This window comes from Massilia hydrophila (assembly GCF_020208145.1).
GTDB classification, from domain to species: domain Bacteria; phylum Pseudomonadota; class Gammaproteobacteria; order Burkholderiales; family Burkholderiaceae_D; genus Telluria; species Telluria hydrophila.
Genome location: NZ_JAHYBX010000010.1, coordinates 128,914 through 146,761, shown reverse-complemented (window position 1 = coordinate 146,761; position 17,848 = coordinate 128,914). Strand labels below are relative to the sequence as shown.

At 65.8% G+C, this 17,848-nt stretch carries 18 protein-coding genes; 12 read left to right on the top strand and 6 right to left on the bottom strand.

Features of this window, described 5'->3' with window-relative positions:
- Positions 1–187: 187 nt before the first annotated feature.
- Together LE190_RS19220 and gstA are read right to left on the bottom strand one after the other, a co-directional pair.
- Positions 188–733, bottom strand: coding sequence for a DUF1697 domain-containing protein (locus LE190_RS19220; protein WP_225240211.1), 546 nt, complete (start codon positions 731–733; stop codon positions 188–190).
- A 62-nt stretch (positions 734–795) separates the two neighbouring features.
- Positions 796–1,401, bottom strand: a complete 606-nt coding sequence (gene gstA, locus LE190_RS19215; RefSeq protein ID WP_225240210.1) for a glutathione transferase GstA — start codon at positions 1,399–1,401, stop codon at positions 796–798.
- Positions 1,402–1,553: 152 nt separating this feature from the next.
- On the opposite strand from gstA, the gene LE190_RS19210 reads away from it, so the two are divergent.
- The gene (locus LE190_RS19210) at positions 1,554–1,883 is read left to right on the top strand and encodes a hypothetical protein (RefSeq protein ID WP_225240209.1); all 330 of its coding nucleotides are present in this window, start codon (positions 1,554–1,556) and stop codon (positions 1,881–1,883) included.
- The gene (locus LE190_RS19205; protein WP_225240208.1) at positions 1,880–2,728 is read left to right on the top strand and encodes an HDOD domain-containing protein; all 849 of its coding nucleotides are present in this window, start codon (positions 1,880–1,882) and stop codon (positions 2,726–2,728) included. The genes LE190_RS19210 and LE190_RS19205 overlap by 4 nt, the downstream gene beginning before the upstream one ends.
- Before the next feature lie 183 nt (positions 2,729–2,911).
- Here the strand turns inward: LE190_RS19205 and LE190_RS19200 are convergent, their stop codons facing one another.
- The gene (locus LE190_RS19200; protein ID WP_224947902.1) at positions 2,912–3,307 is read right to left on the bottom strand and encodes a hypothetical protein; all 396 of its coding nucleotides are present in this window, start codon (positions 3,305–3,307) and stop codon (positions 2,912–2,914) included.
- Between the two features lie 637 nt (positions 3,308–3,944).
- Here LE190_RS19200 and miaB point away from each other — a divergent pair.
- The 10 genes from miaB to LE190_RS19150 all read left to right on the top strand — a co-directional run bounded on the left by miaB (position 3,945) and on the right by LE190_RS19150 (position 14,882).
- Positions 3,945–5,306: a tRNA (N6-isopentenyl adenosine(37)-C2)-methylthiotransferase MiaB gene (gene miaB, locus LE190_RS19195; RefSeq protein ID WP_225240207.1), complete on the top strand. Its 1,362-nt coding sequence runs from the start codon at positions 3,945–3,947 to the stop codon at positions 5,304–5,306.
- Complete coding sequence (locus tag LE190_RS19190; RefSeq protein ID WP_225240206.1) at positions 5,303–6,394, top strand: PhoH family protein; 1,092 nt, start codon at positions 5,303–5,305, stop codon at positions 6,392–6,394. Before miaB ends, LE190_RS19190 begins: the two co-directional genes overlap by 4 nt.
- Positions 6,375–6,842 (top strand): rRNA maturation RNase YbeY, encoded by a 468-nt coding sequence (gene ybeY, locus LE190_RS19185; RefSeq protein ID WP_225240205.1) that lies wholly within the window; start codon positions 6,375–6,377, stop codon positions 6,840–6,842. Before LE190_RS19190 ends, ybeY begins: the two co-directional genes overlap by 20 nt.
- Positions 6,843–6,952: 110 nt before the next feature.
- Positions 6,953–7,831, top strand: coding sequence for a CorC family transporter (locus LE190_RS19180; protein ID WP_225240204.1), 879 nt, complete (start codon positions 6,953–6,955; stop codon positions 7,829–7,831).
- Complete coding sequence (gene lnt / locus LE190_RS19175) at positions 7,831–9,417, top strand: apolipoprotein N-acyltransferase (protein WP_225240203.1); 1,587 nt, start codon at positions 7,831–7,833, stop codon at positions 9,415–9,417. The genes LE190_RS19180 and lnt overlap by 1 nt, the downstream gene beginning before the upstream one ends.
- 111 nt (positions 9,418–9,528) lie before the next feature.
- On the top strand, positions 9,529–10,443 hold the full coding sequence (gene glyQ / locus LE190_RS19170) for a glycine--tRNA ligase subunit alpha (protein ID WP_225240202.1): 915 nt from the start codon (positions 9,529–9,531) through the stop codon (positions 10,441–10,443).
- Positions 10,444–10,465: 22 nt separating this feature from the next.
- Positions 10,466–12,574: a glycine--tRNA ligase subunit beta gene (gene glyS, locus LE190_RS19165; protein ID WP_225240217.1), complete on the top strand. Its 2,109-nt coding sequence runs from the start codon at positions 10,466–10,468 to the stop codon at positions 12,572–12,574.
- Positions 12,575–12,602: 28 nt separating this feature from the next.
- A complete protein-coding gene (gene gmhB, locus LE190_RS19160) occupies positions 12,603–13,157 on the top strand; it encodes a D-glycero-beta-D-manno-heptose 1,7-bisphosphate 7-phosphatase (protein WP_224946557.1) in 555 nt (184 codons plus the stop codon).
- 37 nt (positions 13,158–13,194) lie between these two features.
- Positions 13,195–13,935 carry a lysophospholipid acyltransferase family protein gene (locus LE190_RS19155; RefSeq protein ID WP_225240201.1) on the top strand — a complete coding sequence of 247 codons (741 nt, stop codon included), beginning with the start codon at positions 13,195–13,197 and terminating at the stop codon, positions 13,933–13,935.
- A gap of 44 nt (positions 13,936–13,979) precedes the next feature.
- Complete coding sequence (locus LE190_RS19150) at positions 13,980–14,882, top strand: M48 family metallopeptidase (protein ID WP_225240200.1); 903 nt, start codon at positions 13,980–13,982, stop codon at positions 14,880–14,882.
- A 36-nt stretch (positions 14,883–14,918) separates the two neighbouring features.
- Here the strand turns inward: LE190_RS19150 and LE190_RS19145 are convergent, their stop codons facing one another.
- From LE190_RS19145 to waaC, 3 genes are all read right to left on the bottom strand, one after another.
- The gene (locus tag LE190_RS19145) at positions 14,919–15,467 is read right to left on the bottom strand and encodes a YcxB family protein (RefSeq protein ID WP_225240199.1); all 549 of its coding nucleotides are present in this window, start codon (positions 15,465–15,467) and stop codon (positions 14,919–14,921) included.
- Between the two features lie 88 nt (positions 15,468–15,555).
- Positions 15,556–16,848: a lipid IV(A) 3-deoxy-D-manno-octulosonic acid transferase gene (waaA, locus tag LE190_RS19140; protein WP_225240198.1), complete on the bottom strand. Its 1,293-nt coding sequence runs from the start codon at positions 16,846–16,848 to the stop codon at positions 15,556–15,558.
- On the bottom strand, positions 16,845–17,840 hold the full coding sequence (gene waaC / locus LE190_RS19135) for a lipopolysaccharide heptosyltransferase I (RefSeq protein ID WP_225240197.1): 996 nt from the start codon (positions 17,838–17,840) through the stop codon (positions 16,845–16,847). Before waaC ends, waaA begins: the two co-directional genes overlap by 4 nt.
- Positions 17,841–17,848: the final 8 nt, after the last annotated feature.

The following is a 17,848-nucleotide window of genomic DNA, read 5'->3' as shown; positions in this document are numbered from 1 at the left end:
GCGGCGTCGCTCTTCGGACACCGTCACGACTTCGATGGTTTGCTTGTTACTAGTCATACTCACAGTCTTATTCCTATCCGTAAGGATACAGCATCAACTGTGTCTGGTGAATCAAGGGGCTATTTCAGTGTCGCCAAAAAGGATTGCAAGCACGCGCAGGATGCAGAGATGGATAAGCGGACGGGCTTTAGAAAGCCTTGCACAGTGCATGCAATTTCATCACGGTATTCCAATTGCGCGAGGTGCTCGTGTCGCCCAGGATTTTCCCGATGGAGACGGCTACCGCGCTCTCCAGTATCCCCTCCGGAAACCAGACATAGGCCGCCGCCTCGCCCACGGCAAGGCGTTCGCCATTCCAGTCACGCTCCGCGAGTCCGGCCAGCCGCGCGCGCCGGTCCGCGTCGGGCAGCAGGAAGACCAGCAGGCGCGCATGGTCGGCGGCCACGTCCAGCAAGGGGTTGGCGGCCACGATGGCGGCCAGTTCATCGCAGCCCAGCACGAACACGCGCGCCGCCACGCCCAGCTTCAGGACCAGGGCATCCTCGAGCTCCCGGGCGAGCCCCGGAGCACTGCTACCCGGGGCCCGGAAGACGAGGTTGCCGCTGTTCAGGATGCTGCGCACACCCGTATAGCCGAGGCCTTCGGCTAGCATGCGCAGGTCGGCCATGGCGATGCGCTTGGCGCGCCCGACATTGATTCCGCGTAAAAGGGCAATGTAGCAGTGGCTGTTCATGCTGCGCTCCTGGTGAAATGCGCGGGTGCCCGCTACCCGCCCTGGCTTGCACGGGCGCCGGCTCAGGCCAGGCCTTCGGCCCGCATCGCTTCCTGCACCGCAGGGATGGCGCCGACGCGCGCCTGGTAGGCCTGCAGGACTGGCCAGTCATCCAGGCTGAACTTCGCGAACATGGCCCAGTTCAGCGCGGTAAACAGATAGGCATCCGCGATCGAGAAGCTGGCGCCGGCCAGGAAGTCCCTGCCATCCAGCTTGCCTGCGATGTAGCCGAGTGGGCGCGCCAGCGCGGCCCAGGCGGCGCTGCGCCCTTCTTCCGTGCAGCCGGGCGTGAACAGCGGCGTGAAGCGCTTGTGCAGTTCGGTGGCAATATAGTTCAGCCACACCATCAGTTCGTAGCGCTCGACGGTCCCGGCGGCTGGCGCCAGTCCGGCTGCCGGCGCCTGGTCGGCGATGTACTGCAGCAGTACCGCCGCTTCGGTCAGCACCTTGCCATTGTCCAGTTGCAGGGCTGGTACCGAGCCCTTGTCATTGATGTCGCGGAAATCGCTGCCGCTCGCGGTGAGCTTGGTCTTCAGGCTGACACGTTCGGCCGAGAAGGGTACACCGGCGATGATCAGGGCAATATGGGGAGCCAGGGAACAGGCGCCTGGGCTGAAATACAGTTTCATGTCAAACCTCTAGGATAAGAACGGCCAGCGCCGCAAAATTGCAAGCGTACAATATTTCCGGCGCTTGCTGCGGGAACGCCACAGTTGCTGCGCCAATACGTGGCGCCTGCATTTCCCGATGCTAAGATCAAGTGAAATTAACGGGAGGAAAAATGAGCGATAGCTATGACATGTTACCGCTGGCGCAGCTGTTCTCCGGCATGGTGCTGGCCGATGCACTGCTCGATGCGCACGGCAACGTGCTGCTGGCCGAAGGCACCGTCCTGAGCGAGGCCAGCATCCGCTCCCTGGCCCGCCATGGCGTGGGGGCGGCGCCCATCATGCGCGCCAATCCGCCGGACGCACCCTCCCCGGCCAGCATCCAGCAGCGCCTCGACCATCTGTTTCGCCATCATGATCCCGATCACCAGGAAGACTGGGCGCGGGGCCTGCTGCGCCGTTATGTCGAAGACTACCGCCACCGGCGCGAGGTGGCCCCATGAGCGCCGCGGCACTCGACAAGGCGGACATCCTGGGCGGCCTCGACGACCTGCCCTCGCTGCCGGCGGTGGTGATGGAGCTGCTCGGCAGCATGGAGGAAGAGGAGGCCGACATCGCCACGCTGGCCAGGAAACTGGCAAAGGATCCGGCCCTGACGGCCAAGACGCTGCGCCTGGTGAACTCCCCGGCCTTCGGGCTGCAGGTCAAGGCCACCACCATCCAGCAAGCCATGACCTTCCTCGGCATCCAGGCCACGCGCCAGCTGATCATGGCGGCCGCCCTCACCGGCTGCTTTCCAGCCGGACGCTGCCCCGGCTTCAACGACCAGGCCTTCTGGCGCCATTCGATCGCGACGGCGGCCTGCGCCCGCGCGCTCGCGCGCCGGGTGCGCTTCAATCCGGATGTCGCGTTTACCGCCGGGCTATTGCACGATATCGGACGGCTGGTGCTGGTGACGCGCTTTCCGGAGCGCTACCAGGCGGTGCTGTCGCTGCGCGACAAGCATGATGGCGAGCTGATTGATGCTGAGCGCAGCCTGTTCGGCTTCGACCACGTGGACGCCGGCGTGGCCCTGGCCGAACACTGGCGCTTCGCGGACACCATGCGCCAGGCGATCGCCTTTCACCATGCGCCGGAACTGCCGGCCGCGGGCTTCCTGGCGAGCATCGTGCATGTGGCGAGCGCGGTCGTCCATGCGCTCGATCTGGCCGGCAATCCGGACGAGCTGGCACCACGCCTGTCGGCAGTGGCCTGGGCCGCCCTGGGACTGCCGGAAACGGCCTGGCACGGGGTCTTCCACGAGACGGAGTTGCAGTATGAGGAGATGGCGGCCGTGATGATGGCCTGAACAAGGGGAAGAAAAAAAGAAACCGACGCCGGATGCGCCGGGGAAAGCCGGAAAGAGCGGGCTGAGCGAGCTGGAAAGCGCCGGAACGGTACCACCCGACCGGCGCGGCACTGCGCTCAGGGCGCGGTGCCGCATCCCGCTGGCACCGAAGGCATGACAGGCGCGGCTGTCATGCCGACGGCATCAGTGAGCATAATTGCCGGTGGATGGGTTGGCTTCGTTGCCTTGCTGGGGTTGCTGGTTCTGCTGCTGGGCCGCCGCTGCAGCTGCCTGGGCCGCCTTCTCTTCTGGCTTCGGACGGCCCTGGGCATCGGACAGGCGATATTTGGTGCGGCGGTCGCCCATCAGGTCGCGCAGGTCGCGGATGCTCATGCCGGTCACTTCGTGCATGCGGATCAGCAGCGAGGCGCCGACCGGCAGGCGGTGGTGGCGGATCTTGCTGATGACCGGCGGGGCCACTTCGAGCATGCGCGACAGCGCAGCATCGTTCTTGAGCTGCATTTTACCGAGCAGGATATCGAGCAAGTGGTTGGGGTTATAACTTTCCTGCGAAGACAGAGCATGATGCTGTTGTGCCATGATATTACCTCTTCAGTTGGTTAAAATAGTTCCTTTACGAACTTTTGTTAAAGACTACTTCGTCAACATAAGTTCCCGGACTGCCTTGTAGAAATTAAACAGGTGGAGCCTGAAGAACACCTTAAGGTCTTGCCGGACTGCATGCCCCCGCGTACCCTTCCCGCATACGCAGTTGTCTTTCCAACAAAATATCGGGCCCTAACGTCCACAGTAAATCCGAGCGGCGCGTGTGACTCATTGTCGGAAATCAAGCTATCGTGCGGAAAGCTTGTCACATAGGCATTTCAGCACATGGGGATTATTTGTGGCGCACGCAAGAGATTTCCTCAATAAATTTTCCTCATTAGAAGTTGCACTGAACTTCTTGATTTACAAGAAGAAATATTCTCTTCTTCGCTGCGCTTTTTCAATCTTTCAGGAAACCTTGTTGCAATTCAGAAATTTAACAATATAGTTATATTTGCAATTACTTTAGGTTAAGTTATTTCCGCTCAAATTGCACGTCATTCTTTCAATTCCGATGCTGCCACGCGTGAGCCTTGGCGCACACACGCCAATTCCGGGCTAGCGGAACGATTTACGCTAAACTGGACCCCTGTTTCATCGAGGCGAAGCCTCTCTTTCAACACAGCACTCCATGCAGAAAAAAGTATTCATCAAGACCTTCGGCTGCCAGATGAACGAATACGATTCGGACAAGATGGCGGATGTCCTCGGCGTATCCGATGGACTGGTCCGTACCGATTCGCCCGAAGATGCCGACGTCATCCTGCTGAACACCTGTTCAGTACGCGAAAAAGCTCAAGAGAAAGTGTTTTCCGACCTAGGGCGCTTCAAGGCGCTCAAGCGCGCCAAGCCGGAACTGGTGATCGGCGTCGGCGGCTGCGTTGCCTCGCAGGAAGGGGAAGCCATCGTCAAGCGCGCGCCGCACGTGGACGTCGTGTTCGGCCCGCAGACCCTGCACCGCCTGCCGCAGATGATCCGGGAGCGGCGCGCCAGCGGCGCGGCCCAGGTCGACATCAGCTTCCCGGAAATCGAAAAGTTCGACCACCTGCCCCCAAGCAAGGTGGAAGGTCCGGTCGCCTACGTGTCGATCATGGAAGGCTGCAGCAAATATTGCAGCTACTGTGTCGTGCCCTATACCCGCGGCGAGGAAGTCTCGCGTCCCTTCGACGACGTGCTCACCGAGTGCGCCGGCCTGGCCGCCCAGGGCGTGCGCGAGATCATGCTGCTGGGCCAGAACGTGAACGCCTACCGCGGCGCGATGGCGGGCGGCGAGACCGCCGACTTTGCCCTGCTGCTGGAATATATAGCGGACCTGCCCGGCATCGCGCGCCTGCGCTACGTCACCAGCCATCCGAAGGAATTTACCCAGCGCCTGATCGATGCCTATGCCCGCATCCCGCAGCTGGTCAACCACATCTACCTGCCGGTGCAGCATGGTTCCGACCGCGTGCTCGGCGCCATGAAGCGCGGCTACACGGCGCTCGAATACAAGTCGATCATCCGCCGCATCCGCGCGGTGCGCCCGGACATGGCCTTCTCGTCCGACTTCATCGTCGGCTTCCCGGGCGAAACCGAGGCCGACTTCGAGGCCATGATGAAGCTGGTGCAGGACGTCGGCTTCGACAACAGCTTCAGCTTCATCTTCAGCAAGCGCCCGGGCACGCCCGCGGCCAGCCTGGAAGACGATACCCCGCACGAGACCAAGCTGGCGCGGCTGCAGCGCCTGCAGGCCCTGATCGATGCGAATACCTGCAAGTACAGTGCGGCCATGGTCGGCAGCGTGCAGCGCGTGCTGGTCGAGGGCGTGTCGAAAAAAGATCCCGCCCAGCTGCAGGGGCGTACCGAAAACAACCGCGTGGTGAACTTCGCCCCGGACGCGAGCGGGCTGTCCCTGGTGGGCCAGCTGGTCGATGTCCACATCCTGGCCAGCCACGACTACTTCCTTCGCGGCGAACTCGTCGCCAACCTCGATACGATTGCCAAAGCCAGTTGAAGAACACACCTACCCAGCCCTCGTATTTCATTCCCGAGCCGCTCGACAACAACCGGCTCGCCCACCTGTGCGGTCCGCTCGACGAGAACCTGCGCCAGATCTCGGCCGCGCTCGACGTCACCATCTTCCGCCGCGGCGAGAAGTTCATCGTCAGCGGCAGCAATGCCGCCCGCGCGGTCGAGCTGCTGGAACGCTTCTATGCGGTGGCGAACAAGGTCGTGCCGATCGAGGAGGTGCAGCTGGCCCTGGTCGAACAGCGTACCGGCCTGAAGCCGCGCATTCCCGGTGAAGCCGAGCCTGCAGCCCCCGGCGCGGCGCCAGCGCAGGATGCCGCCGCGCCGGCGCGCGAGGATGCGCCTTCCGACCTGGTCAGCCCCACCCTGAAAACCCGCCGCAGCGACCTGCGTGGCCGCACCCCGCACCAGATCCAGTACCTGAATGCGGTGCTCGAGCACGACATCAGCTTCGGCGTCGGCCCGGCCGGCACCGGCAAGACCTACCTTGCCGTGGCCTGCGCGGTCGATGCGCTGGAACGCGACGCCGTCAAGCGCATCATCCTGACCCGCCCGGCGGTGGAAGCGGGCGAACGCCTGGGCTTCCTGCCCGGCGACCTGAGCCAGAAGGTCGACCCTTACCTGCGCCCGCTGTACGACGCGCTGTACGACCTGCTCGGCTTCGACCGCACCCAGAAGCTGTTCGAGAAGCAGGTGATCGAGATCGCCCCGCTGGCCTACATGCGCGGGCGCACCCTGAACCACGCCTTCGTAATCCTGGACGAAGCCCAGAACACGACCGTCGAGCAGATGAAGATGTTCCTGACCCGCATCGGCTTCGGCAGCAAGGCCGTGATCACCGGCGACGTCACCCAGGTCGACCTGCACAAGTCGCAGCGTTCGGGCCTGGTGGACGCGATCCACGTGCTGAAGAACGTGCGCGGCATCGCCTTTACCCATTTCGCGAGCGAAGACGTGGTGCGCCACCCGGTGGTGGCGCGCATCATCGACGCCTATGAAAAGCATTCCTCGATCGAGGACCTGGCCGCTTTACCCAAACCTACCCCTGTGAAAAATGCAAGAAAAAAAACATAAGCTCGACCTGGAAGTCCAGTACCCCGACACCCGCCTCGAGCAGGAGATCACGGCAGAGATGCTGCAGCGCTGGGTGGAAGCCGCCCTGCTCGGCCCGGCCGAACTGTCGATCCGCTTCGTCGATGCCGGGGAAGGCCAGGAGCTCAACCGCCAGTACCGCGGCAAGGACTACGCCACCAACGTGCTGACCTTCGCCTACAACGAAGGCGAGGACCTGGGCGAGGACGACCCGACCCAGGCCGACATCATCCTGTGCACCGACGTGCTGATGCGCGAGGCGCAGGAGCAGGGCAAGACGGTCGAGGAGCACGCGGCCCACCTGGTGGTGCACGGCGTGCTGCATGCCCAGGGCTACGACCACGAGCACGACGAGGAAGCCGAGGAGATGGAGCAGTTCGAGCGCGACATCATGGAAGTGCTCGGCTATCCGGACCCGTATTCGGAATGATTCCGCGGGTGGGCGGCTGCGTCGTCCACCCTGCTAACATCACCCAAAATTGGGCCATCTGCCCTTTTCGTGTATCCTATACCCATCGTAACAACGGCTTCACGCCAACTATGCCCGAGTATCCCAGTGACGTCCGATCGGACGCCAAACCCCACCGGTCGCTGTTCGAACGGCTGACCGCACTCATCTCCCCCGAGCCTGAAAACCGCGCAGAACTGCTCGAAGTCCTGCACGAAGCCCACGAGCGCAAGCTGATCGATGCCGATGCACTCTCGATGATCGAGGGCGTGTTCCAGGTGTCCGACCTGTCGGTGCGCGACATCATGGTGCCGCGTTCGCAAATGGACGTGATCGACATCACCGACCCGATCGAGCAGTGGCTGCCGATCGTGCTCGAGACCCAGCACTCGCGCTTCCCCGCCATCGAGGGCGAGCGCGACAAGGTGGTCGGCATCCTGCTGGCCAAGGACCTGCTGCGCTACTACGCCGAGGACGCCTTCGACGTGCGCAAGATGCTGCGCCCGGCGATCTTCATTCCCGAATCGAAGCGCCTGAACGTGCTGCTGCGCGACTTCCGCGCCAACCACAACCACATGGCCATCGTCGTCGACGAGTACAGCGGCGTGGCCGGCCTGATCACCATCGAGGACGTGCTCGAGCAGATCGTCGGCGACATCGACGACGAATACGACGTCGACGAGGATGAAGACAACGTCCTGTCGATCAAGGAAGGCCAGCTGGGGCCCCGCTGGCGCGTCAAGGCCCTGACCGAGATCGAGCAGTTCAACGAAGAGATCGGCGCCGACCTGCCCGAGATGGATGCCGACACCATCGGTGGCCTGGTCGCCAGCCACCTCGGACGCATGCCGCACAAGGGCGAAGTGTTCGACCTGCAGAACCTGCGCTTCGAAGTGCTGCGCGCCGACGCGCGCCAGATCCACGTCCTGCTGGTCGAGAAGCTGCCATTCGCTGAAGACGACCACGACTGATGCTGCGCCGCCGTACCCAGCCCACCACCGCTCCCGATCCAAAGCTGCGCGGCACCAGGCCTTCCCCCCAGGCCCTGGTCCTGATGGCGCTGGCAGGCGCCAGCAGCCTGCTGTCCTTCCAGCCCTTCGGCTGGTGGCCGGTGCAGTTCCTGGCCCTTGCCTACTTCTTCTACCAGGTCGGCATGGGCACCTCGCCCCGCCGCGGCCTGTGGCTCGGCTGGGCGTTCGGCTTCGGCTGGTCGGTGGCTGGCATGCACTGGCTCTACATCGCGGTCACCCGCTTCGGCGGCCTGCCCGCCATCCTCGGCGCCATCGCGATCGCCCTGCTCGGCCTGTACATGGGCCTGTTCGGCGCGTTTGCCGGCGGCGCCGCCAGCTGGCTGCGCCGCAAGTGGGCGCTGCCGGTGTCGGCCTTCGTGCTGCTGGTGCTGCCCGTGACCTGGGGCGCGTCGGAATGGATGCGCGGCTGGGTCTTCACCGGCTTTCCGTGGGCGGCCTCGGGCTACGCCCACAACGTCTCTCCGCTCGCCGGCTATGCGCCCATCCTTGGCGTGTATGGCGTCGGCGTGCTGGCGGCCCTGTGCGCCGGCTGCCTCGTGATGCTGACCCAGCGCGCGCGCTGGCCGGCCCTCGGCCTGCTCGCAGCCGTGATGGCGGCGGGTTTCGGCCTCAAGCACATCGGCTGGACCCAGGAAGTCGGCCAGCCCATCACGGTGCGCCTGCTGCAGGGCGACGTCAGGCAGGACCAGAAATTCGACATGGCCTACCGGGTCGACATCGTCGGGCGCTACCAGGGCCTGATCACGGCCGCGCCGGCCGACCTGATCGCCACGCCGGAAACCGCGATTCCCGTCACGCCGCAGCAGCTGCCGCCCGCGTACCTGGCCGGCTTGCGCAGCTTCGCCGCGCAGACCGGCAGCCACCTGATGATCGGCATCCCGACCGCGGACAGCGCGACGCGGTATTCGAACAGCGTGATCGCCTTTGGCCCCGGCAGCGCCAGGGCCCCGCAGTCCTACCGCTACGACAAGCACCACCTGGTGCCCTTTGGCGAATTCATCCCGCCGGGCTTTCGCTGGTTCACCGACCTGATGCACATCCCGCTGGGCGACCAGACCCGCGGCCCGGCCCTGCAGGCGCCCTTCCCGGTCAAGGACCAGCTGGTGCTGCCGAATATCTGCTACGAGGACGCCTTCGGCGAAGAGATCGCGGCCCAGCTGCGCAATGCGCCGCGCCCGGCCACGCTGCTGCTGAACGTGTCGAACCTGGCCTGGTACGGCGAATCGGTGGCGATCCCGCAGCACCTGCAGATTTCGCAGATGCGCGCCATCGAGACCGGCCGGCCGATGCTGCGCTCGACGAACAACGGCGCCACCGCCGTCATCGACGGCCGCGGCAAGGTCCTGCATCTGCTGCCCTTCCACGAGCGCGGCGTGCTGGCGGCTACCGTGCGCGGGACCGAAGGCATGACCCCGTACATCCGCTTCGGTAACGCGGCTTTCCTGCTGCTCGGCGGCCTGATGCTGGCCGGCGCATGGCTGGCCGGCCGCCGCTATCAAAATAACGGCGCCAATTCCAAGGGCTGAGTTGATTCGATCCCAGAGGGCCCTGAAAATTCAGTAGAATTGGTCATTTGGCAAATTTACTGTGACCGCGGCGACGAGCGCCGCGGCACCCCACATGTCGCTCACATTCCGATGCTCACATTCCAACAAATTATCCTGACCCTGCAGACCTACTGGGACAAGCAGGGCTGCGCACTGCTGCAGCCGTACGACATGGAAGTCGGCGCTGGCACCTTCCACACCGGTACCTTCCTGCGTGCGATCGGTCCGGAGCCGTGGCGCGCGGCCTACGTGCAGCCTTCGCGCCGTCCGAAGGATGGCCGCTACGGCGAGAACCCGAACCGCCTGCAGCACTACTACCAGTACCAGGTGGTGCTCAAACCGGCGCCGGAAAACATCCTCGACCTCTACCTCGGCTCGCTCGAGGCGCTGGGCCTGGACCTGAAGAAGAACGACGTGCGCTTCGTGGAAGACGACTGGGAAAGCCCGACCCTTGGCGCCTGGGGCCTGGGCTGGGAAGTCTGGCTGAACGGCATGGAAGTCACCCAGTTTACCTACTTCCAGCAGGTCGGCGGCCTCGATTGCAAGCCGGTGCTGGGCGAGATCACCTACGGCATCGAGCGCCTGGCGATGTACTTGCAGGGCGTCGAGAACGTGTACGACCTGGTGTGGACCGAATGGGAAGAAAATGGCGCGAAGAAGCGCCTGTCCTACGGCGACGTCTTCCACCAGAACGAAGTCGAGCAGTCGACCTACAACTTCGAGCACGCCAACACCGAGCTGCTGTTCCAGGCCTTCAGCAACCACGAAGCCGAAGCCAAGCGCCTGGTCGAACTGCAGCTGACGCTGCCGGCCTACGAGCAGATCATGAAGGCTTCGCACAGCTTCAACATGCTGGACGCGCGCGGCGCCATCTCGGTGACCGAACGCGCCGCCTACATCGGCCGCGTGCGCACGCTGTCGCGCCTGGTGGCGCAAGCCTACTACGATTCGCGCGAGAAGCTGGGCTTCCCGATGCTTCCCGGTGCCGCCAAGGCCGCGGCCTGACAAGAACAGAATAGAACAGATGATGAACCAGACTCTCCTCGTCGAAATCCAGACCGAAGAACTGCCGCCGAAAGCGCTCGTCAAACTCGGCACGGCATTCGCCAACGGCATCGCGGGCGGCCTGAAGGCGCGCGACTTCCTTGAAGCGGACAGCGTGGCCACGGCCCATGCCACCCCGCGCCGCCTCGCGGTCACGATCACCAGGGTGCGCGGCACCTCGCCCGACAAATCGATCCGCGAGAAGGTGCTGCCGGTGGCGGTCGCGCTGGACAAGGACGGCAACCCGAGCGCGCCGCTGGCCAAGAAGCTGGCCGCGCTGGGCTTCCCCGACCTGAAGATCAGCGACCTCGAACGCGCCCAGGACGGCAAGGCCGAATCCTTCTTCTACACGTATACCGCCAGCGGCAGCCAGCTCGCGGACGCCTTGCAGGACGTTCTGCAGGACACCGTGGCCAAGCTGCCGATCCCCAAGCTCATGAGCTACCAGCGCCCGGATGGCGCCACCGTGCAGTTCGTGCGCCCGGTGCACCTCCTCTCCGCCCTGCATGGCGAACAGGTGCTGCCGCTGTCGCTGCTGGGGCTGGAAGCCGGCCGCCACACCATGGGCCACCGCTTCCTGTCGCACGGCCAGGCCATCGCGATCCCGCATGCCGACCAGTACGCGCAGGTGCTGGAAAGCGAAGGCAAGGTGCTGGCATCGAGCGAAGCGCGCAAGGAAAGCATCCGCCAGCAGCTGCTGGAAAAGGCCGGCGCCGACCAGGTCCTGATGCCGGAAGCGCTGCTCGATGAAGTGGCCGCGCTGGTCGAGTGGCCGGTGGTCTACGAATGCCGCTTCGAGGACGAATTCCTGGCCGTGCCGCAGGAATGCCTGATCCTTACCATGCAGACCAACCAGAAATACTTCGCGCTGACCGATGCCTCGGGCAAGCTGCGCTCGCGCTTCCTGATCGTGTCGAACATCGCCACCGACGACCCGACGGCCATCGTCGGCGGCAACGAGCGCGTGGTGCGCCCGCGCCTGTCGGACGCCAAGTTCTTCTTCGAGCAGGACAAGAAGAAGACGCTGGAATCGCGCCTGCCGCAACTGTCGAACGTGGTCTACCACAACAAGCTGGGCACCCAGCTCGAACGCACCGAGCGCGTGACCAAGCTGGCGACCAGCATCGCCAAGCGCCTCGGCTTCGACGTGGCGCTGGCCGAACGCGGCGCGCGCCTGGCCAAGGCCGACCTGCTGACCGACATGGTGGGCGAGTTCCCCGAGCTGCAGGGCATCATGGGCACGTATTACGCGCGCCACGATGGCGAGCACGATGAAGTGGCCAAGGCCGCCTCCGAGCACTACCAGCCGCGCTTCGCCGGCGACCTTCTCCCCTCGACCAACACCGGCCTGGCAGTGGCGCTGGCCGACAAGCTGGAAACCCTGGTCGGCATCTGGGCCATCGGCCTGCAGCCGACCGGCGAGAAGGACCCGTTCGCGCTGCGCCGCCACGCCCTGGGCGTGATGCGCATGCTGGTCGAGAAGCGCCTGCCGCTGTCGCTGTCTGAACTGCTGGGCGATGCCGTGGCGGTGTTCGAAGGCCAGGCCGCCAAGGTAAAGGAAATGCGGGACCCGAGCGTGGAAGTGAAGGACTTCATGCTCGACCGCCTGCGCGGCATGCTGCGTGAGCGCGGTTTCTCGCCGAACGAGGTCGAGGCCGTGCTGGCCCAGAACCCGGACCGCGTCGACGACGTCGTCCAGCGCCTGGAAGCGGTGCAGGCCTTCGCCGCCCTGCCGGAGTCAAGCTCGCTGGCCGCCGCCAACAAGCGCATCACCAATATCCTCAAGAAGAACGAGGAAGCGATGCCGGCCGACGCCTCGGTCAGGCAGGAGCTGCTGGTCGAGCCGGCCGAAAGGAACCTGGCCGCCAAGATGGGCTCCCTCGAGGGCGAGGTCACCAGCGCGTTCGAGAAGAGCGACTTCACCGGTGCCCTCAAGACCCTGGCGCTGATGAAGGACGAAGTCGACGCCTTCTTCAACGACGTGATGGTGATGGCCGAGGATGTCTCCCTGCGCAACAACCGTCTGGCGCTGCTGTCGCAGCTGCACGGCATGATGAACCGTGTTGCGGATATTTCGAAGCTGGCAGCGTAAGCGTTCCAGGTGTAAATAAGGTAATCCCATGAAACTCATCATCCTCGACCGGGATGGGGTCATCAACCACGATTCGCCGGACTTCATCAAGTCGCCGGCTGAGTGGATCCCCATTCCCGGCTCGCTGGAAGCGATCGCCCGCCTGAACCAGGCGGGCTACCGGGTCGTGATCGCCTCGAACCAGTCGGGCATCGCGCGCGAACTGTTCGACATCACGACCCTGAACGCGATCCACCAGAAACTGCACGCCAGCGCCCAGCTGGTGGGCGCCGACATCGACGCCATCTTCTTCTGCCCGCATGCGGCGAGCGACAACTGCGACTGCCGCAAGCCCAAGGCCGGCATGTTCGAGGAGATCAGCAAGCGCTTCAAGCTGAGCCTGAAGGGCGTGCCCACCGTGGGCGATTCGCTGCGCGACCTGCAGGCCGGGTTCAAGATGGGCTGCACGCCCTACCTGGTCCTGACCGGCAAGGGCGAGAAGACGCACGCGACCGGCGGCCTGCCGCCCGGTACCCAGGTCTTCCCCGACCTGGCCAGCATGGTGAACGCCTTCCTCAAGGCCGCGGCACAGCGGCCCGAGTAAACACCGATCCAAACCTAGACCACTGTCCGGAGCCCCTTTGCGACAATTCAGCCTGTTCCTGCGTTCCCTGCTCTTCACGATCGTGATGGTCGTGGCCACCGTGGTGTGGGCCTGCGTCTGCTTCCTGGCCGCGCCCCTGCCCTACAACAAGCGCTTCTGGGTGACCTCGCGCTGGAATGTCTTCATCGTCTGGTGTGCGAAGGTGATCTGCGGGATCCGTTACCAGTTCAAGGGCTACGAGAACCTGCCGGACGCACCGGCCATCGTCCTGTCGAAACACCAGTCGGCCTGGGAAACCATCTTCCTGCTGCCGAACCTGACCCGCCCGCTGGTATTCGTGTTCAAGAAAGAAATCCTGTACATCCCCTTCTTCGGCTGGGCCATGGGCCTGCTGCGCATGATCCCGATCGACCGCAAGCAGGGCAAGCACGCTTTCAGCCACGTGGTCCGGCACGGCAAGCGCCGCCTGGCCGACGGCCAGTGGATCATCATGTTCCCCGAGGGGACCCGCATCCCCGTGGGCCAGACGGGCAAGTACAAGAGCGGCGGCACGCGCCTGGCGATCGAAACCGGTGCCGTGGTGGTGCCGATCGCGCATAATTCAGGCGAGTGCTGGCCGAAGAACTCGTTCATCAAGCGTCCGGGCCTGGTGACCGTTTCGATCGGCAAGCCGATTTCGCCGCAGGACCACACCCCCGACAGCATGATGCAAGAGGTCGAAAATTGGATAGAATCCGAAATGCGCGTTATCTCGCCCCACGTCTACAAAGGTGGCTGAGCGACGTCAGCGCCCAGATCAGGCAGTCGCAGGCACCGCACACCATGCGTTCGGCCAAGGTCGATGGGCAGCAGCTGGAGCTGTTTGCCCAGGAATTCTTCGCGGCGCTCAAGCCCTCCGATAAGCCGGCCGCGCCGGCGCAGCCGCTGTTCAAGGCGCCGCCCCCGGCGCCGCGCCACCTCATCCCCACGCCGCCTGTCGCCAGCGGCGATGCGCCCCTCAAGCGCATCGTGCTCGGCCCCCACACCGTCGACTATGCCCTGCGCCGCTCGGCGCGCCGCTCGATCGGCTTCATGATCGACGACGACGGCCTGCGCGTGACCGCGCCGCGCCGCTGCACCCAGGCCGACATCGACAGTGCGATCCGCGCCAAGCAGCGCTGGATCCTGTCCAAGCTGCTCGAACGGGGCGAACGGCGCGCCAGCCGGCAGCAGCGCCCCCCGGTGGAATGGAAGGACGGCGCGCGCCTGCCCTACCTGGGCGGCGAGATCACGCTGCGCCTCGAGGAGGCAGCGCGCAGCCACTGCCAGTTCGACGCCGCCGGCGGCGAACTGTGGATCGGGGTAGTGCCGGGGCTGTCGGAATGGCAGCTCAAGGAACGCGTCAAGCTGTGGTTCCAGGCCGAGGCCAAGCGCCTGTTCCGCGAGCGGCTGGATTTCTTCGCCCCGCAGCTGGGGGTGCGCTACGCGGCCTTCAGCCTGTCCTCGGCCGGCACGCGCTGGGGCTCCTGCACCAGCGCCGGGAGCATCCGCCTGAACTGGCGCCTGATCCACTACGCGCCGGCGCTGGTGGACTACGTGGTGGTGCACGAGCTGGCGCACCTGCGCGAGATGAACCACAGCCCGCGCTTCTGGGCGGCGGTGGGCGAGGTGTATCCGGACTACGATGGAGCGCGGCTGGCGCTCAAGAAGCGGGCGCAGGAGATGCCGGTGCTGTTCGCGGACTGATCGCGGGCTTGCGGGTTCACGGCAAGGCCGTGCGCCCTACAGCAGCGAGTCGCGCCGCGCGGCGGCCAGTTCCTTCATTGCGCCGCGCTGCGCGTCGGACAGGGCCCGGTAGGGAATCGGCAGCGTGCCGCGCTTGAGGACCATCATGAAGCCGCGCGTGTAGGTGCGCACGCCGATCACGTCTTCCCAGCCGATCAGGGTCACGCCGCCGCTGGTGCGCACGATGCCGTGCTGGTCGATCGTGAATTCGTAGGTGCGCCGGCCGCGCCCCAGCATGACGAAATGCAGGGCCGCGCTCAGCGTGCTTTTCAGGCGCAGGTAGAGGCTGGCGGGCCAGCGGATGCGGCGCCGGCGGATCAGGAAGCCGGCATGGTCCCACATGAAGCTGAGGTACTCGCCCAGCGTATAGCGGACGAAGAAATGCAGCCCGGATAATGGTACCGGTGGTATCGGAGAAACAGGGGCTGTGGCGGGATCGGCGTTCGCCGCTGCGTCGACCGGGCCGTCATGGGCGGGCAAGCGCAGCGCATCGTCGACACCGGCGCCATGCTGGGCCAGCATGGCCAGCGGCTGTTCGCTTCCCACTCCATTGCTTCGCGGCCTCGGGTGATTAAACGACAACATTGCGCATCCCCTGTAATGATCCGAGCTCGAACCGGAATGGTAACAAAAGCTATCCGATAAGTCGCCGCAGCAGTTCAAGCGTGCGCAGGGTGGCGCCGCGGTGGCGCCCGGCGAAAGCCAGCGCATGCGCGCCCATCGCGGCGCGCGCCGCGCCGTCCGCGAGCAGGCCCAGGGCCGCCGCCGCCAGGGCGTCGGCATCGGCCACGCGCAGGGCGGCACCGGCGCGCACCGCTTCCTCGCTGGCGTCGGCGAAGTTGAAGGTGTGCTCGCCCAGCAGCACCGGCTTGCCGAGCGCGCAGGCCTCGATCAGGTTCTGGCCGCCGAGCGGCATCAGGCTGCCGCCGATGAAGGCGCAATCGCAGGCGGCGTAATAGGCGAACATCTCGCCCATCGAGTCGCCCAGCAGCACCTCGGCCGCGCCGATGCCGTCGCTCCCCCCGTCCTCGAGGGCCGAACGGCGCGCCACCCGCAGGCCGCGCGCCGCCGCCAGCTTTTCCACCTCGTCAAAGCGCTGCGGATGACGCGGCACCAGCGCCAGCAGCGCATCGGCCGGCTTGCCGGATGCGCGCTGCCAGGCATCGAGCACCAGTGCCTCCTCGCCCTCGCGCGTGCTGGCGCACAGGAACAGGGGGCGGCCGCCGCATTGCGCGCGCAGCCAGGCACCCTTGTCCAGCGCCGCCTGCGGCGGGACCACATCGAACTTGATGCTGCCGGTGACCTCGACCCGGGGCGCGCCGAGCGAGCGGATGCGGGTGGCGTCGGCCTCGGTCTGGGCCGCCACCAGGCCGATGGCGCCGGCGGCCTCCCCCACCAGCGCGCCCATCCTGCGGCCGCGCCGCAGCGAGCGCTCCGACAGGCGCGCGTTCACCAGGGCCACCGGCACCCCGGCCTTCGCGCAGCCGGCGATCAGGTTCGGCCACACTTCGGTCTCCATCAGGATGCACAGGCGCGGCTGCCAGCGGCGCAGGAAGCGCCCGACCATGAAACCGGTGTCGTAGGGCAGGTAGGATTGCAGCACCCGTTCGCCATGGCGGCCGAACAGGGCCTTGCCGGTGGCGCGGCCGGTCGGCGTCATGTGGGTGAGCAGGATGCGGGCCTCGGGGTAGGCTGCCAGCAGGGCCTCGACCAGGGGTTCGGCGGCGCGGGTCTCGCCCACCGATACGGCATGTACCCAGAGCGTCATGCGCGCCGGCGCGGCCTGCGCCGCCGCGGGCCCCGCGCCGCCCAGGCGCTCTGCCCAGTGGGTGCGGTAGCCGGGCTCGCGACGTCCGCGCCACCAGAGGCGGGCCAGGACCAGCGGCATGGCCAGCCACCAGGCCAGCGAATACAACCAGCGCGTCAAGGCCGGGCCTCCGCCGCGCCCTCCAGCAGGCCGCGCGCGGCGGCGATCACCTCGGTAGCGGAGGGCGGCGCACCCAGGTCGCCCAGGTTGACGATCCGGTCCGACCAGTTGCCCTCGGTTTTCCACTTCGGCGAGTCGCAGTAGATCTCGACGGTCGGGCGCAGGAAGGCCGCCGCGATGTGGGTCAGGCCGGTATCGACGCCGACCGCCAGGCGCGCATGCTGGGCCAGCGCCACCGCATCCATCATCGACAGCTGCGGCAGCACGCGCGCGTTCGGCAGGCCGGCCGCCAGCAGTTCGGCTTCCTGCCGCTCCTGGGGCGAGCCCCAGGGCAGCAGCACCGTCATTGGCGCCAGCGCCTGCCCCAGCGCGATCCAGTCCGCGCGCGGCCACTTCTTGGCCGCGCGCGCGGTGCCGTGGAAGAACACGGCATAGTCCTGGGCCGGCAGGAAGTCCGGCCGCGCCGCGGCCTGCGGCGCCGGCAGCCCGAAGTCGGGCGCGCTGTCGACCTGGTAGCCGAGGGCCGCCGCGGCCACCAGGCGCCCGCGCGCCACCGCATGGGTGCGCGGGTTGAGCGGTATGCTGTGGGTGTGGAAGATGCGCGAGATGCCTTCGTAGCCGGAGCCTTCGCTGCCGTTGGCCAGGCCCACCTTACGCCCGCCGCGACGGGTACGGGCGGCGCCCATGATGATGCCGGTCTTGAGCAGACCCTGGGTGTCGAACACGATGTCGTATTCTTCCTCGCGCAAGGTAGAGAAGAAGGCCTTGATCTCGGCCCGCGTCTCGGCCTTGCCCAGGCTCTTGCGCCAGCGCCGCAGCGCCCACGGGATGATCTTGCGCACCCGCGGATTCAGGCGCACCAGGCTGGTATAGCCCTCTTCCACCACCCAGTCGATGGTGGCGCCCGGATGCTGGCGCAGCAGGTCGGCCACCATCGGCAGGTTGTGCAGCACGTCGCCCAGCGAGGACACGCGCACCAAGAGGATCTTCACCGCGCGGT